At 65.8% G+C, this 13,593-nt stretch carries 17 protein-coding genes and 1 riboswitch; of the genes, 7 read left to right on the top strand and 10 right to left on the bottom strand.

Annotated features, from left to right (window positions below):
- Positions 1-99 precede the first annotated feature (99 nt).
- Positions 100-732 carry a suppressor of fused domain protein gene (locus tag POL67_RS29275; protein WP_271922981.1) on the top strand — a complete coding sequence of 211 codons (633 nt, stop codon included), beginning with the start codon at positions 100-102 and terminating at the stop codon, positions 730-732.
- 281 nt (positions 733-1,013) lie between these two features.
- Here the strand turns inward: POL67_RS29275 and POL67_RS29270 are convergent, their stop codons facing one another.
- From POL67_RS29270 to POL67_RS29250, 5 genes are all read right to left on the bottom strand, one after another.
- Positions 1,014-1,460: an arsenate reductase ArsC gene (locus POL67_RS29270; RefSeq protein WP_271922979.1), complete on the bottom strand. Its 447-nt coding sequence runs from the start codon at positions 1,458-1,460 to the stop codon at positions 1,014-1,016.
- Positions 1,461-1,465: 5 nt separating this feature from the next.
- On the bottom strand, positions 1,466-2,581 hold the full coding sequence (gene arsB, locus POL67_RS29265) for an ACR3 family arsenite efflux transporter (RefSeq protein WP_271922977.1): 1,116 nt from the start codon (positions 2,579-2,581) through the stop codon (positions 1,466-1,468).
- 107 nt (positions 2,582-2,688) lie between these two features.
- Positions 2,689-2,967, bottom strand: a complete 279-nt coding sequence (locus POL67_RS29260; RefSeq protein ID WP_271922975.1) for an ArsR/SmtB family transcription factor — start codon at positions 2,965-2,967, stop codon at positions 2,689-2,691.
- Between the two features lie 124 nt (positions 2,968-3,091).
- Positions 3,092-3,583 (bottom strand): ArsI/CadI family heavy metal resistance metalloenzyme, encoded by a 492-nt coding sequence (locus POL67_RS29255; RefSeq protein WP_271922973.1) that lies wholly within the window; start codon positions 3,581-3,583, stop codon positions 3,092-3,094.
- Positions 3,584-3,646: 63 nt separating this feature from the next.
- Positions 3,647-3,964, bottom strand: coding sequence for an ArsR/SmtB family transcription factor (locus tag POL67_RS29250; protein WP_271922971.1), 318 nt, complete (start codon positions 3,962-3,964; stop codon positions 3,647-3,649).
- 170 nt (positions 3,965-4,134) lie between these two features.
- Here POL67_RS29250 and POL67_RS29245 point away from each other — a divergent pair, with 170 nt between their 5' ends.
- The 3 genes from POL67_RS29245 to POL67_RS29235 are packed head-to-tail and all read left to right on the top strand — an operon-like array spanning position 4,135 to position 5,403.
- Positions 4,135-4,278: a hypothetical protein gene (locus tag POL67_RS29245; protein ID WP_271922969.1), complete on the top strand. Its 144-nt coding sequence runs from the start codon at positions 4,135-4,137 to the stop codon at positions 4,276-4,278.
- Between the two features lie 41 nt (positions 4,279-4,319).
- Positions 4,320-4,862: an RNA polymerase sigma factor gene (locus tag POL67_RS29240; RefSeq protein ID WP_271922967.1), complete on the top strand. Its 543-nt coding sequence runs from the start codon at positions 4,320-4,322 to the stop codon at positions 4,860-4,862.
- The gene (locus POL67_RS29235) at positions 4,849-5,403 is read left to right on the top strand and encodes a hypothetical protein (protein ID WP_271922965.1); all 555 of its coding nucleotides are present in this window, start codon (positions 4,849-4,851) and stop codon (positions 5,401-5,403) included. The genes POL67_RS29240 and POL67_RS29235 overlap by 14 nt, the downstream gene beginning before the upstream one ends.
- Here the strand turns inward: POL67_RS29235 and POL67_RS29230 are convergent.
- The 3 genes from POL67_RS29230 to POL67_RS29220 form a co-directional block, all read right to left on the bottom strand.
- The gene (locus POL67_RS29230) at positions 5,368-6,720 is read right to left on the bottom strand and encodes a chloride channel protein (protein ID WP_271922963.1); all 1,353 of its coding nucleotides are present in this window, start codon (positions 6,718-6,720) and stop codon (positions 5,368-5,370) included. The genes POL67_RS29235 and POL67_RS29230 overlap by 36 nt on opposite strands.
- Positions 6,717-6,968, bottom strand: coding sequence for a hypothetical protein (locus POL67_RS29225; RefSeq protein WP_271922961.1), 252 nt, complete (start codon positions 6,966-6,968; stop codon positions 6,717-6,719). Before POL67_RS29225 ends, POL67_RS29230 begins: the two co-directional genes overlap by 4 nt.
- Before the next feature lie 70 nt (positions 6,969-7,038).
- Positions 7,039-7,105, bottom strand: a riboswitch (Fluoride riboswitch).
- 213 nt (positions 7,106-7,318) lie between these two features.
- On the bottom strand, positions 7,319-7,651 hold the full coding sequence (locus POL67_RS29220; protein ID WP_271922959.1) for a helix-turn-helix domain-containing protein: 333 nt from the start codon (positions 7,649-7,651) through the stop codon (positions 7,319-7,321).
- 662 nt (positions 7,652-8,313) lie between these two features.
- Here POL67_RS29220 and POL67_RS29215 point away from each other — a divergent pair.
- Complete coding sequence (locus tag POL67_RS29215) at positions 8,314-8,469, top strand: hypothetical protein (protein WP_271922957.1); 156 nt, start codon at positions 8,314-8,316, stop codon at positions 8,467-8,469.
- Between the two features lie 282 nt (positions 8,470-8,751).
- On the opposite strand, the gene POL67_RS29210 is transcribed toward POL67_RS29215, so the two are convergent.
- Together POL67_RS29210 and POL67_RS29205 are read right to left on the bottom strand one after the other, a co-directional pair.
- Positions 8,752-10,545 (bottom strand): NHL repeat-containing protein, encoded by a 1,794-nt coding sequence (locus POL67_RS29210; RefSeq protein ID WP_271922955.1) that lies wholly within the window; start codon positions 10,543-10,545, stop codon positions 8,752-8,754.
- Positions 10,546-10,905: 360 nt separating this feature from the next.
- Positions 10,906-11,424: a GNAT family N-acetyltransferase gene (locus tag POL67_RS29205; protein WP_271922953.1), complete on the bottom strand. Its 519-nt coding sequence runs from the start codon at positions 11,422-11,424 to the stop codon at positions 10,906-10,908.
- A 194-nt stretch (positions 11,425-11,618) separates the two neighbouring features.
- Here POL67_RS29205 and POL67_RS29200 point away from each other — a divergent pair, with 194 nt between their 5' ends.
- Both POL67_RS29200 and POL67_RS29195 read left to right on the top strand, forming a co-directional pair.
- Positions 11,619-12,401, top strand: a complete 783-nt coding sequence (locus tag POL67_RS29200; protein WP_271922951.1) for an SDR family NAD(P)-dependent oxidoreductase — start codon at positions 11,619-11,621, stop codon at positions 12,399-12,401.
- A gap of 753 nt (positions 12,402-13,154) precedes the next feature.
- Positions 13,155-13,577, top strand: coding sequence for a protease inhibitor I42 family protein (locus POL67_RS29195; protein ID WP_271922949.1), 423 nt, complete (start codon positions 13,155-13,157; stop codon positions 13,575-13,577).
- The last annotated feature ends 16 nt before the right edge of the window (positions 13,578-13,593 follow it).

The raw sequence follows: 13,593 nt of genomic DNA, 5'->3' as shown, positions 1-13,593 counted from the left end.
CGACGAGGCCCGGGACGCGATGCGATGGCGAAATGTCGCGCTCCTACCGGATGCAATTTTTTTCCGTTACCTCTTGCCTCACCGCACATTGTTTTGGTCATGGGACCTTCTTCCAAGCCGCCTCCCCTCCGTTGGCTCGCCGAGCTCCTTGGCCTGCGGCTCGAGATCAAGCGCATCGTCGAGAGCGACGAGACGTACACGCGCGAGTCCGCGGACGACAAGGTGCAGCGGGTGTACACAAACGCCGTCCGCAAGCTCCCTGATCCTCCCCCGGATCCGTGGACAAACCCCAAGGCGCGAGATGCGCTAGGAAAGTTCCATGGCGAGGCGGAAGCGGAGGTCGTTCTGCAAGGGCCCAAGGGAGAGGATCGGCGCTTTGAATTCGTGATGTCACTGCCCGTTGACTGGAACCCAAGCGAGAGATGGCCCGCCTACATGTTCCAGCGGGCATCGAGTGCGATCCTGGCCGCGGGCTTGGCGCCGGATGAGGGAGGTGTGGTCTTCAACTCGGCGGAGGCCGTTCATGGTTCGCCACATGTGTTCGCGCTTCTCGTTGCGCCGTCGCGGCAGTTCGGAGAGCATGCGGCCTTTCGCACCCCGTCGGGCGGGCTGGTCGAGATCGATGCGATGTATCCACTCACGTCCGACGAGTGGCAGCTTCATCAAACGCGTCAGCTTGTCGCCGTGGCGCTCCCTGAAGTCATCGAGCACTGGCGAGACATGCTTAGGTGAGCAAGGGGGAGGCCGCGCTCCGCCGGCCGGTCGGATGAGCTGTTTGCGGCCTCCACTGCGGCGATCTGGCGTTCCTGACCTGGTTCCGAAAGGACGTCACCACGAAGTCCCCCAAACGGACGGGAATGCGACGATTGCAAGAGCGGCACGTTCGATCCCGGAACGCGATCCTTTCCGTCCTTGGCCCTGGCGCGCAGGTTCGCGGACGTGAGAAGGGGGCCCCCTCATGGTTGGTTATCCGTTCGCGCCCTCCGCCAGAAACTTGATGCTTGGGCTTGGACTCACGCCGTGCTCTTCGCAAGAGGGATGTCGAAAAGCGCCGCGAGCCCCTCCAAACGAGCCTGGAGCTGCCCGCGGGCCGTGCGGAAACGGTCGAGCATCTGCTCGCGCGACAGCGAAGGGTCGTTGCTCGCGGGATCGGGGACCGGCCAGTGGAGCCGCCGAACCTTGCCGAGGAAAACAGGGCACACCTCCTCGGCGCAGAGCGTGATCACCATGTCGACCGATGCAGGGTCGATCGAGTCGACCGACTTCGACGCATGCGTGGTCAAGTCGATACCGACCTCCCGCATCACTTCGGTGGCGAAGGGATTGACGCGGGACGGGCTGCTGCCGGCGCTCTGAACCCGCACGCGATCACCGAAGATCTCCCGTGCGAGACCTTCCGCCATCTGGCTGCGGGCCGAGTTCGCGACGCAGAGAAAAAGAATGCTCTTGGGGGTCGACATGGCATTCATCCTTGGGCCTCCGATTCCGTGGCGGGCACCGCGCAGGGCGGCGGTACGACCTCGACGCCACCGGGGAAGAACCGCTTCCCCAGCCAGAGCGCGACGTTGACGAGCCCAATCAGGACCGGCACCTCGACGAGCGGTCCGATGACCGCCGCGAACGCCGCCCCGCTATGGATCCCGAACGTCGCGATGGCGACGGCGATGGCGAGCTCGAAGTTGTTCGACGACGCCGTGAACGAGAGCGTGGCGGCCTGTTTGTAGTCCGAGCCGACGCGCTTGCTCAGGAAGAACGAGACGAAGAACATCACGACGAAGTAGACCAGGAGCGGCACCGCGATGCGGAGCACGTCGAGCGGGAGTTGCACGATGGTCTCGCCCTTCAGAGAGAACATCACCACAATGGTGAAGAGCAGCGCGACGAGCGTGATCGGCCCGATACGCGGGACGAAACGCTTCTGATACCAGCCCGCTCCCTTGGAAGACACGAGCACCCGGCGTGTGAGGAACCCGGCTGCGAAGGGGATTCCCAGGTAGATGGCGACGCTCTTCGCGATCTCGATGATGGTGATGTTCACGACCGCGCCTTCGAGCCCAAGCCAGGAGGGCAGGAGCGTCGCGAAAAAATATGCGTACACCGAGAAAAACAGCACCTGAAAGATCGAGTTGAACGCGACCAATCCAGCGCAGTATTCCGTGTCCCCCTTCGCGAGATCGTTCCAGACGATGACCATCGCGATACACCGCGCGAGCCCGATGAGGACGAGCCCCAGCATGTACTCGGGCTTGTCGCGCAGGAAGAGCACGGCGAGGCCGAACATCAATGCCGGGCCGATGATCCAGTTCTGCACGAGCGATAGCGTCAGCACGCGCTTGTTGCGAAAGACCCTCCCAAGCTCCTCGTAGCGCACCTTCGCGAGCGGGGGGTACATCATGACGACAAGCCCGATGGCGATCGGGATCGACGTTGTGCCCACGCTCAGGCGATTCAGGAGCGCCGTGAAACCGGGCGCCGTGTAGCCGAGGGCAACACCGAGCCCCATGGCGAGGAAGATCCACAGCGTCAGGTAACGATCGAGGAAAGAGAGCTTGCCGACGATCCCGGCCTTCTCGGATCGCATGTTGTCAAGTCCTTGCTGGCGTTATGGCTTCTGCCGCGAAGGGGTGGCCGACCCGGGGGCGACCGCTCTTCGTTCATCGTCGATGATCGATGAATGGAGCAAAAAACTTACAGCCCACCCACCAGCGCCTTGAGGCGCCGGAGGGCGGCGGGTTCGATGCAGTAACAGACGCGTGGCCCGTCGACCTCGCCGCGGATGAGCCCGGCTTCCTTCAGGATCTTCAAGTGCTGCGAGACGGTCGACTGCGCGAGCGGCAGTTCGTCCACGATGTCCCCGCAGATACAAGCGGTCTTCCGGACGAGGAGACGGAGGATCTGCACCCGGGCGGGATGTGCGATGGCCTTGGCCAGCGCCGCCAACTCTTCATCGGCCTCCCGCCCTTCCACGGGGCGCAGGTCCTGCGCAACGCTAGGCGCAGGGCAACAGGGGGGGCCGGGGGGTGCGTCACCTTTCATCGTGGAAGGACGATAGAACTACGGGGCCTAGTTCCTGTCAAGCGCCGATGCTCCCTCACGTCTTCGGGCCGCAGCAGGACGATGCCGAAGGCTTGACCTCGGGTTTTTCCGAGAGGGAGACAGGCGTGCAGCACGCGCTCGCGTCCTTTCGCAGCGCCGGGGAATCACCCATGACGGCGGCGTCGGCCTTCACGACGAACACCTCCCACGAGTTGCCGTCCGGATCCTCGATCCACACCTTGTCCTGCACGGCAAAACAGCACGACGTGTCTTCCTCCGTCATCGTCTTCAGCCCCGCGGTTTCGAAGCGGGTCTTCGCCTCCATGACGTCGTCGGTGGCCGCAACCTGGACGCCGAAGTGGCTGGCGTTGACGCCCGTGCGGGGAGCCTCCTGCATCGTCAGGTTGAGGGAGGGAGTCTCCAGGTCGAATTTCGCATATCCGGGACGCCGCTTCGTCGCCGCGACGCCGAACGCCTTCTCGTAGAAGGCAACGGATTGCTCGATGTTGGTGACGTTCAGAGACACGTGGGGCTTGAGGACGTTCATATGGAGTCTCCGTTCTGCTTTGTTCCAAAAAACTCGAACCAACGCGCAGAAAAAAGCAGCCGCTCAGCAGCAGCCGCCCTTTCCGCCTTTGCCACGCTTGCAGCAGTCCTCCCAGACGTACGCCGTGAGGGCCATCAGCGCCGCGTAATCGGCGGCGTAATAGTGGAACGTGCCTTCGAGGCGGGTCGTGAACAGGCCAGCCTCGACGAGCCGCTTCAGGTGATGGCTCAGGGTCGACGGGGGTAGATCGACATGCGCCTGGATCTCCCCAGCGGACGTCCCCCCGTCGCCCCCCTGCACGACGAAGCGCAGGATCTGAAGGCGAACAGGATGGCCGAGCGCGCTGAGCTGCTGGGCGTGACGATCTAGCGTCGAGGTCACGGGCCTATTTCTAACATCCTCGAAGTAGAGCGCAAGGGGCTTGTTCAAGAAAAGTGGAAGTAGGCGAGGGCCGTGCGTGGCTGACAAAAAGAGCCCCGCACGGTCACGCTTCGACCGCCTCGCGCCTATCCGAATCGCCGCGCTCTTGAGCGGCCGGAGGAAAAGAAGAGATGAAGACCTTCAAGAACACCCTCGTACGCGCCGTCACTGCCCTCTCGCTGCTGGCCATGCCGGTTGGCGCGCTCGCGGATGCGGCGCCCTGCCCCTGTGGTACGTCGTGCCCGTGCGGCTCGGGCTGCCCCTGCGGGCACTGACGGACTTACGCATCGCCGGAGGACGGAAATAACGCCAGGTGATGGACCGGGACGAACGCGAGCAACTGCACAGGGCGATGGTTCGCCTCGCCGATGGGGATCGGAGTGCGTTCGATCCGGTTTATGCAGCGGTCTGGCCTGTCCTCCGGCGATTCGCCGCGCGGGCGATGCGGAGCGAGGCGGACGCCGAGGACGCCGCGCAAGCGGCGTTGATCAAGGTGTTCTCGCGCGCGTCCGAGTTCGACGCGACGCGCGACGCGCGCTCCTGGATCCTGGGAATCGTGGCGTACGAGTGCCGGACGCTGCGACAGAAGGCGCGTCGGCGTCGGGAGGAGCTGGGTGGAATCGAGGAGCTCGGTCCGCTCGCCCGCACTGATGAGGGGACACCCGAGGAGCGTGTGATCGCGCAGGACTTGCAGGAGGCTGCCCTCGAAGCGCTGGGGACGCTGGGCGCCGAGGACGTCGATACGCTGCGGCGGGTCCTTGCCGATGAGCGGCCCGAGGGCGCGACGTTCCGGAAACGGGTGGAGCGCGCGATGCGGCGGCTGCGCGAGGCGTGGAGGGTGAAACATGGGACCGAGTGAGCGAGAGCTCGCGGCGCGTGCGAGGCGCGCATACGAGCTCGGGAGGCTGCGATCGACGGCGAAAATCCTCGTCTATCTCGCGCCTGCCGTGGCGCTCGCGCTCCTGGGCGGCAGCGCGGGGATCGCGTGGACGGTGGGGGTGGGCGCGGCGCTCGGGATGTCCGCGGTCGGGCTCCTCTGGCGCGGTGGCGCGCTCGGGCGTGCTGTGCGGCCTGGGCTCATGGCCGGAGCTATCCCGCTTCTGGCGCCCCTCGTTCTGCGCGCGACGGGGCATTGCTGCATGGCGGGTGCGTGCTCGCCGCTATGCCTGCCGGTATGCACGAGCGCAGGATTGGCTGCCGGGATCGTGGTTGGTCTGCGTGCGGTAGGCGAGAGCGAAGGACGGCGCGGCTTCACGCTGTCCGCATCCGTGATCGCCGCGTTGATGGGCGCGCTTGGATGCATGGGGATGGGGCTCGGAGCTGTGGGCGGCATGGCCGTGGCGCTCGCGCTCGGGTCCGCGCCGCTAGCGGTCGTGGGCATGCGGCTGGGCCGCGGATGAGAGGCCGTCAGCCTGTTGTCCCACGGTGGGATGCATGTCGTGAAAACCAGACTTGCGTTCCTGTTCGACTTCGTCCAGGTCCCGTAACGGGATGGGGCGGAACAGCCGGCTCCCATCCTTACGTTGCCAGAGCCGCTGCGCTGGGTAAATGCTGCGATGGCCTGCCAGCAGATACGAAAGCACGCAGACCACGGCCACGTGCGGGAAGACATTGGCCCCGAGCAGCTCCATCGCCATCATCGACAAAGCCAGCGGCGTGTTCGACGCGCTCGCGAACATGGCGGCGAGGCCGACGCCCGCGCAGAGCGGGAGCGGTAGCCCGAGTGGCCCCGAGAGCGCGTTCCCGAGCGCCGCGCCAACGAAGAAGAGCGGCGTCACCTCGCCGCCTAGAAAACCCGCCCCGAGCGTTACGGCCGTGAACAAGAGCTTGGCCGCGAACGCATACACGGGGAGCTCGGGATCCTCGAACGAACGCACGATCATCGGCACCCCGAGGCCGAGGTAGTCGCTCATCCCGATGAGCTGCCACATCGCGACCACGACGACGCCGCCGAGCATCATCCGGAAGGGTAGCCGAGGAATCCGCTTCTCCATTTGCCTCTTGATGAAATGGGTGAGCTCGATGAAAATCGTCGTAGAAGCCGCAATGGCAACGGCGAACAGGAGCCACTTCAACAGGAGCAGCGAGGAGAGCGGGACGTGCGGCGGAGCAGGGTAGTGGGTATGCCCGATGCCAAGCCAGCGCGTCGTCATGTCGCCGACCACGGACGCGACCAGCGCCGGTACGAGGGCGTTGTACTCGATGCGGCCGAGCGTGATGAACTCGAGCCCGAACACCGTGCCGGCGATCGGTGTGCCGAAAACCGAGCCGAAGCCGCCCGCGACGCCGGCCGCGAGGAGCTGTTTGCGCACCTCTTGGGTCAAACCGAGGCGGTAAGCCAAGGCATCGGCGAGGCTCGCCCCCATCTGCACAGCCGTTCCTTCTCGTCCGGCGCTGCCGCCGAAGAGGTGGGGCAATACCGTGCCGATCAACACCATGGGAGCCATGCGCAGCGGGATCTCGGGGCCCCCGTCGTGAATGGTATCGATGATGAGGTTACTCCCGGCCTTGATCGGCTTTCCGAAGCGCTCGTAGACCCAGCCAATGATGAGGCCCGCGAGGGGCAGGGTATATACGACGATCTCGTGACCCGTGCGGACCTCCGAGGCCTTTTCGAGGAGATGCAGGAAGAGCGCGGACGCGCCCCCGCATAACACGCCGACGCACGCGCCGAGGACAATCCACTGCACGAACGTCGAGAATCGCCGCCACGTCATGATGGCCCCCCGGACATGGCAACTCCATCGAGACGGACGATGACCGTGCCTCGATGGTCCTCGTGGTGCGTCGTGACGAACGCATCGAGGATGTCATGCGTTCCGATGAGCTTGACGCAGCTCGGAAGCGTGTTTGGTGGTGTATCGGAGAGGTCGGCGACCCCCCAGAAGCCTCGACCGCGCTTGACGGTGCGGCGGGGAAGGTAGATGCGGAGCACCGACAGGGCTCCCGAAGCGTTGATCGTCACGTCGTTCTTTCTCCTGGTTCTTGCGGCACCGGAGGAGAAAGACGAACGACTCCTACGGTGCCCGGGGGCATACATCGTAGGAGTCATTGGCGGTCCAAGGACCGCGGTTATCGGCGGACTCCACCGCCATCGACTTGGATCTTGTCCGAGCACCGCCTGCGCCGTCAAGGCGGATTCGCAGCGTAGCCCGCAGCACGCGAGTTGTAAGCTTGATTGTCTACGACGCACGTCGTAGATGTCAACGGACCCTTGGCGCGCAGGTTCGCGGACGCGAGAAGGGAGCCCCCTCGGGTGGAGGGGGCCCCGTGGGGGAGCTCCTGCGACGTCCGACGACCAGGTCGGGCACGCTGTCACGACTGCGCCATGCACTCCTCGATATCTTTCCGCACCTTGTGGTGCTCATGCTCCGGAAGCTTGCAAATCAGGTCCGCGATGAGATCCCGCTCGTCGTCTTCCGGGAACACGATGATGCGCATGGGTGGGACGTCGAGGGCGCGTGCGATGCGATCGAGCGTCTCGACGGTAAGCGTCGCGAAGCCGTCTTCGACGCTCGCCAGGTAGTTTGCCGACAATGCGCCAGCCTCGGCGAGTTCTTGCAGCGTCATGCCACGCTCGGTCTGCAATTCGCGGATACGAGCGCCAACTTTCGAGGAGACTGCACTGCGATCGATTCGTCGGGACATAAGTTCACCTACTCGCGCGAGAGCGCCAAACATCGTTCCCACGAATTTCGCACCGGGACAAACCATTGGGACAAACCTTTCGGAAACACACGCACGGAAAGCCGCGCGGCGCGTCAGTGGCCGACGAGCTGCAAGGTCCCGTACGGATCGCCGCGCGACCGGCGGCACCCGACACCCGGCCGTACAACCCCGCGGCGCGGCGGCGCTCCCCGCGATGCGTACGTAGGCGTCCACGGCGTCTCGACGCGCCCGTACGTCCCGCAGCGTCGGTGAGCCGCTGCGCGACCGTTTCGTACGCTGGTCCAGGCGTTTGCGGGAGAAAAAGACGGCGGCGAGCAAAGACAAGGGAAGAAGAGGCCGCTTCCGCTGCCGCTGCCGCTGCCGCGCCCGCTGCCGCTGCCGCGCCCGCTTCCGCTGCCGCGCCCGCTTCCGCTTCGCGTAGTGCCGCAGCACGTACACCGACCATCCGCCGAGACCGACGCGGTCACGTACTCGCTCGAAGGCATGCACGAGGCCGTACTGACCTCACGGCCGGCCTCGCTGGTTCAGGGTGAGGTGACCGTCGCGTGAGTCGACTTCGATCGGGCACGAGCAGGCGCGCGATTTCGCCGAATCGAGGAAGCAAAGTGTGATCGAGGACGGAGTCGTATCCGCGGCGCGTCGTGACTTTGAGCTCCGTGAGCATGTACGTGGCGCGGAACTCGGTCACGACGTCGGCAAAGGTTTTTCCGGGGCTCGAAGGGGAATCGGTGGAATCCGTGGACGCGGGGCCGCATGCGTTTGCCGCGTCCTGGTCGGGTTCGTCCGACGGCGCGTAGGGGGAGCCGTACTTCGCGATGTTCATGAGGAAGCGCTTTTCCTCGGCACGAGCGCCGGGGAGAGTCTGGGAGAGCGCGTCCTTCCTGAAGCGGCCTCGACGGCCGTCGGGGAGGCGATAGCGGATGGGCGGCGCGCGCGGCGTCGCGCCCCTCGCGGTTCGTCTGGCCGGGACCTCAGGGCCGGTCTTGGGCGAGGGAAGAGCGCACCGGGAACGTAGATCATAGAACCGTCGCGGCCGTCAACGGCGTGTGCACCGGCTCGCCGCGCGGAGGTCCTCAGGGCTATAGGCGCCCGACAAAGACATCAAGGCCGCCCGCGCTGGTCAGGGGTCCTGTGCCGAGGTCGATGCCGCCGACGAAGCTCCCGGTCATGAAGATATGGTCCGCGGCATCCCTCGCGAGGGGAGCCCCATATTGACCGCTTGCATCGCCGAACCGCGCGCTGGAGAGGTGTGCTCCCGCAGAGCTCAGTGTGGCGACAAAGATGTCGTTTCCCCCTGCGCTGTTCAGCACGCCGCCGCCAAAATCGATGGATCCCTGGAACGTCCCTGAAACGACGGTGTTGCCTGCGCTGTCGACCATGACCCTGTTGCCGTAGCCGCTTTGATTCCCAAAGCCCTTGCTCGAAATGTGCGCGAAGCTCGGATCGAGCTTCGTGACGAAGATCCTGGGCAAGGCCCCGCCGACCAAGGCGCCGCCGCCGAAATCGACCATGTTGCGGTAGAATCCTGTCGTCACGACATTGCCGGCAGCGTCGGTCGCGAGATCGAAGAGCCCGTCGTTGGCGGAGCCGCCGAACCGCTTGCTCGCGATATGTGCTCCATCCGGGCTGAGCCTCGCCACGAAGATGTCGTCCCCTCCGGCGCTCGCCAGGGCGCCTCCACCAAAATTCGGAGCGCCTTTCATGTGCCCCCCAACGATGACGTCACCGTTGGGAGAGAACGCGACAGCAAAACCCATTTGATCGTCCCCGTCACCGAAGCGTGAGCTGAAGACGTGCTGGCCCGTGGAGCTCAGCTTGGCGACGAAGACGTCCCAGCCGCTTCCCTGCGACGAAAGAGGTCCTCCTCCAAAATCAATTTGGCCCGTAAAATACCCCGTAACGACGACGTTGCCCGCGCCGTCCACGGCAATATCCGAGCTCTGGCTGTATTGGCCAGCCGCGCTCCCAAAGAGCTTGCCGAAGAGAGGCGCTCCGCCTGGATCAAACTTGGCCACGAACACGTTCAGCGTGCCTCCGCAGCTCATGGCCCCGGCGCCGAGATCGATCGTGCCGTTACACGAGCCGGTAAGCCAAATGTTGCCAGCAGCGTCTACGGCGATGTCGCCGACACCTTGATTCTGCGCTCCGCCAATGCGCTTGCTCCAGATGTGCTCCCCGTCAGGGCTGAATTTGGCGACGAAAATGTCGTCGCCGCCGGCGCTGGAGAGCAGCCCTCCACCCAAATCGAGGGCGCCTGCAAATGTCCCTGCCAAAAGGACGTGCCCTGTCCCGTCGATTGCAATTCCTTGACCCGATTGATCGGCCCCATCGCCGAAACGTTTGCTCCACGGCCCCATTCCTATGGGGCACATCGAGCTACCATTGCAGTCTTCGTCTTCGGGCGTCTGGCAGTTTTCAATCGCGGGCTGGACCTCGCCGACGCAAACGCCGTATCCCATGCCATCTGCGTTGCACGTCTGCGTGCCCGCCTTACAGACTCCCACGCCGTTCGTCGGCGGGGGTCCGCCATAACACGTCTGCGTAGATCCGGGCACACACACGCCGCCTGCGCCGCCGATGCCGCCCGCGCCGCCGACGCCGCCGATGCCGCCTGCGCCGCCGATGCCGCCCGCGCCGCCGACGCCGCCGATGCCGCCGATGCCGCCTGCGCCGCCGATGCCGCCCGCGCCGCCTGCGCCGCCGATGCCGCCCGCGCCGCCACCCCCGGTCGCGCCTGTCCCCGCGCTCGAGGTGCTTCCGCCGCTGCCCTGCGAGGAGGAGGCGCCTTGGGGCGTTGGGTCGCCCCCGCCACAAGCCGCAAAGCCGCCGCAAATCGCCGCGGCGAAGAACGCTTGGATGAATACGGATTGCATGAAAAGCGCTTGACGGCGCTGGAGCGGAAGCATCTATCTACCTCGTCAGACGCCGCGGGAGCCGCGTGACGCGGCGACAAAGCGTCCTCGCGACGATACAGGATCCGACCGCCGCGCGCACGCCTGAAAGACCCCCCGGATGCCATTCCCGACAGCTCGCCGGCGAGGGCAGCCCTGATGCGCCGCCTTCGGTGAACGTCTCGCCCCCGCTGATTGCCGGCGCGGACAACCGGCGGGTTATGGCGCGACCCCCCGACGTAGATCGAGTTGATTGGATGGTCCTGCTGCGAGAATCATCTGCACGTCGTCGTGGCGGATCGGGTAGCCTGAGGAGGGGAGCGACGCTCCGAGGTCGACGCGCTACGGACCGACCCACAGCGCCATGTAGATGTCGTCGATGTACACGTTCGGGCCGATCTTCAACCGCCGCGTCTTGCGACCCTCTTCGACGAACCCGAGCGATCGATACAGCGCGATCGCGCGATCGTTCGACGAGCGCACCTGGAGCTCGACTTTTTCGACGCGCGGGTTCGACCGCGCCCAGCGCAAGAGCTCGTTCATGAGGGCCCTTCCGACACCCTGGCGTTGATGCCCTTCGTGAACGGCGATCGTCAGCCGGACGACGTGCGATGTCACCGCGAGCGAGAGCGACTCCAAGAGCGCATGCCCGACGAGCGTGCCCGCGCGTTCGGCGACGAGAAAAATGCCGCGGCCGCGCTCTTCGAGGTCGACGATCATCCTTCGAACGGCGTCATCGTCGATCTCGTCGGGCCTCGACGCGAGCATCCCCGGCACGCGCGCGATCGCGCGCTCGGCCGCCGCGAGCCGCGGAGCGTCCTCAGGTCGTGCGTTTCGAATCGAAGGCGCGTCCGAGCCCATGACGGTCTCTTACCACGCGCCGGCTCATTTCGCGTAGCCGTTCGGTCGACCCTTCCACGCATCTCCGAGGATGACGAGAGGACGGCAGCGGTGGGGTCCTGGGAGCCGGCTGCTGGTTGCTCATCGGCCGGGCGAATCGACCGTCGGCGCGAAATCGGATGCGCAGGCGCGCTGCCCCGCGGTAGATCTCGGTTATGGAGCTGCGCGGAGCGCTGGTGGTCGTCGGTGGAGGGAGCCAGGGGATTGGCTCGGGAATCGCGCGCGAAGCCGCCCGCCGCGGCGCCCGCGAGGTCGTGCTCCTGGCCCGAGGCCCGGAGGCGCTTGCCGCGACGGCGGCCCAGATTGGCGCGCAGGCGACCACATACTCCGTCGATCTCACCGACGCCGGCAGGGTGGCCGAGGTCTGCGCGCAGATCCGGGCCCGCAGTGGCGTCCCCGACGTCGTGGTCGCGAGCTCGGCCTCGGGCCGCTTCCTCGGCCTGGCCGAGAGCCAGCCGGCCGACGTCGTCGAGGCCATGGCGTCGACCTACTTCGCCGCGTTCAACCTGTTCCGCGGCTTCGTCGCCGACATGCGCGCGCGCGGCAGCGGCCGCTTCGTCGTCGTCGGCTCGCCGGTACGCGCGTTGCCGTTCCCGGCGGTCGCCTACAAGGCCTCGCGCCACGCCCTGCACGGCTTCGCCGAGGGCCTGCGCGAGGACCTGCACGGCACCGGTGTCGGCGTCACCTACGTCGAGCCCTCGCGCATCAAGGAGGGCAGCTACTTCGTGCGTAACCCCGGCGTGCTCGAGCGGCTGCCCACCATATTCCGCGATCCGCGCTTCGCCTTGCTCTGGCAGTCGGAGGCCGAAGCCGGGCGCATGACCGCGGACGCCATCGAGGCCGACGACGACCTCGCCTCGCCCGCCTGGCTGCACCTGGTGACGACGCTGGGTGCCGTCGCCGGCGACACGATGGCGCGGCTGGTGCTCCGGTGGTGACCCGGTGGTGACCCGGCATCGCGGCGCCTGACGAGCTCGGCGGTGCTTGAACCCGTCGTCGCCGCCGGCCTTCGCGCGTCGGTGGACACATGTCGGCGAGCGTCCCATGTCATCCGTGGGTGCGATCGACAGAGCGGGGGCCGGCTCGTACGAGCTTGGCCTCGAAGCTCGTAGGGCCGATCGTGCAAGGAGGACGCGATGCTGAAAAGAACACGGTTCGTTGCGCTGGGGTTCGTTGCTTTCCTCGCGGTTTCAAAAGATGCCTCGGCCCAGTGCGTCCAGACGGTGGAAATCCACAATGCAACGGAGGACAGCCGGAACTTCTCCCTCGCGTGCGGGACGCGCTCCTCTTCCAACTTCTCGCTCGAGCCCGACGAGACCCACGCGTACATTTGCAAGTGGAGCCATTCGTGCGGCGGTGACACGGGCATCTACATCTCGTTCGCACCCTCGTCCCGCGCGGGTGTCCAAAGAAAGCACTACCAATTGTACGACCAAATGTCCTACAATTTCGGGATGATTGGGAACGACGTCGACTTGTTTCCGATGGTGTCGATCCGGTAAAGGCGGCGATTTCAACTGCTTCCGTCACCGCCTTGGCTCCGATCGCGCGGCCCGAGGGGGATGCGCGTCGAGGGGCTTGGATTTCGTCGGCAGAGCCCTTCCGGTGGCCGCTCTCTGCCCCAGATGGAGAGGGGGACGGCGGGCGCGGCTCGATGCGCGCTCGAAGACGACGGCTCCGAGGAGGAGAACATGAGGAAGCTCTGCTCGTATTCGGCGATCCTCGCGCTGGGCTCGGTGATGGTCGGCATTCTGCCGGCGAGCGCGCAGGCACGCGAAATCGTCTTGCGCGACGCCGACAATGGCAAAACGGTGACCCTTCAGCAGGGGGACGAGCTGATCTTGCGCCTGGAATCGAACCCCTCCACGGGGTACTCGTGGTACATGGTCCTCTCGCCGACCTCCATCTTGAAGCTCTCCAAGCACCGGTACATCGCGGGTCGTTGTCCGGGGGGCGCCGTGGGTTGTCCGGGCATCGAGGAATTCCACTTCGTTCCCGCGGGCTCTGCGAGCTTCGAGATGGGCGAGTGGATGCGGATGCTCTATCTGAGGCCCTTCGACCCCGGGATCGAGGGAGCCACGCTCTGGCAGGTCGATGTCACCATGAGGCGCTGACATCCTCCCCGCTCGT

It is taken from the genome of Polyangium mundeleinium, assembly GCF_028369105.1.
Classification (GTDB): domain Bacteria; phylum Myxococcota_A; class Polyangia; order Polyangiales; family Polyangiaceae; genus Polyangium; species Polyangium mundeleinium.
This window is presented reverse-complemented; position numbering and strand designations above follow the sequence as displayed.

Bases quoted from the DNA above. Each gene is read 5' to 3' on its own strand.
- POL67_RS29220 (WP_271922959.1), bottom strand. From the start codon at position 7,651: ATGTCCCGACGAATCGATCGCAGTGCAGTCTCCTCGAAAGTTGGCGCT.
- POL67_RS29240 (WP_271922967.1), top strand. From the start codon at position 4,320: ATGGACCGGGACGAACGCGAGCAACTGCACAGGGCGATGGTTCGCCTC.
- POL67_RS29200 (WP_271922951.1), top strand. From the start codon at position 11,619: ATGGAGCTGCGCGGAGCGCTGGTGGTCGTCGGTGGAGGGAGCCAGGGG.
- POL67_RS29235 (WP_271922965.1), top strand. From the start codon at position 4,849: ATGGGACCGAGTGAGCGAGAGCTCGCGGCGCGTGCGAGGCGCGCATAC.
- POL67_RS29255 (WP_271922973.1), bottom strand. From the start codon at position 3,583: ATGAACGTCCTCAAGCCCCACGTGTCTCTGAACGTCACCAACATCGAG.
- POL67_RS29210 (WP_271922955.1), bottom strand. From the start codon at position 10,545: ATGCAATCCGTATTCATCCAAGCGTTCTTCGCCGCGGCGATTTGCGGC.
- POL67_RS29270 (WP_271922979.1), bottom strand. From the start codon at position 1,460: ATGTCGACCCCCAAGAGCATTCTTTTTCTCTGCGTCGCGAACTCGGCC.
- POL67_RS29230 (WP_271922963.1), bottom strand. From the start codon at position 6,720: ATGACGTGGCGGCGATTCTCGACGTTCGTGCAGTGGATTGTCCTCGGC.
- POL67_RS29205 (WP_271922953.1), bottom strand. From the start codon at position 11,424: ATGGGCTCGGACGCGCCTTCGATTCGAAACGCACGACCTGAGGACGCT.
- POL67_RS29275 (WP_271922981.1), top strand. From the start codon at position 100: ATGGGACCTTCTTCCAAGCCGCCTCCCCTCCGTTGGCTCGCCGAGCTC.
- POL67_RS29195 (WP_271922949.1), top strand. From the start codon at position 13,155: ATGAGGAAGCTCTGCTCGTATTCGGCGATCCTCGCGCTGGGCTCGGTG.
- POL67_RS29245 (WP_271922969.1), top strand. From the start codon at position 4,135: ATGAAGACCTTCAAGAACACCCTCGTACGCGCCGTCACTGCCCTCTCG.
- arsB (WP_271922977.1), bottom strand. From the start codon at position 2,581: ATGCGATCCGAGAAGGCCGGGATCGTCGGCAAGCTCTCTTTCCTCGAT.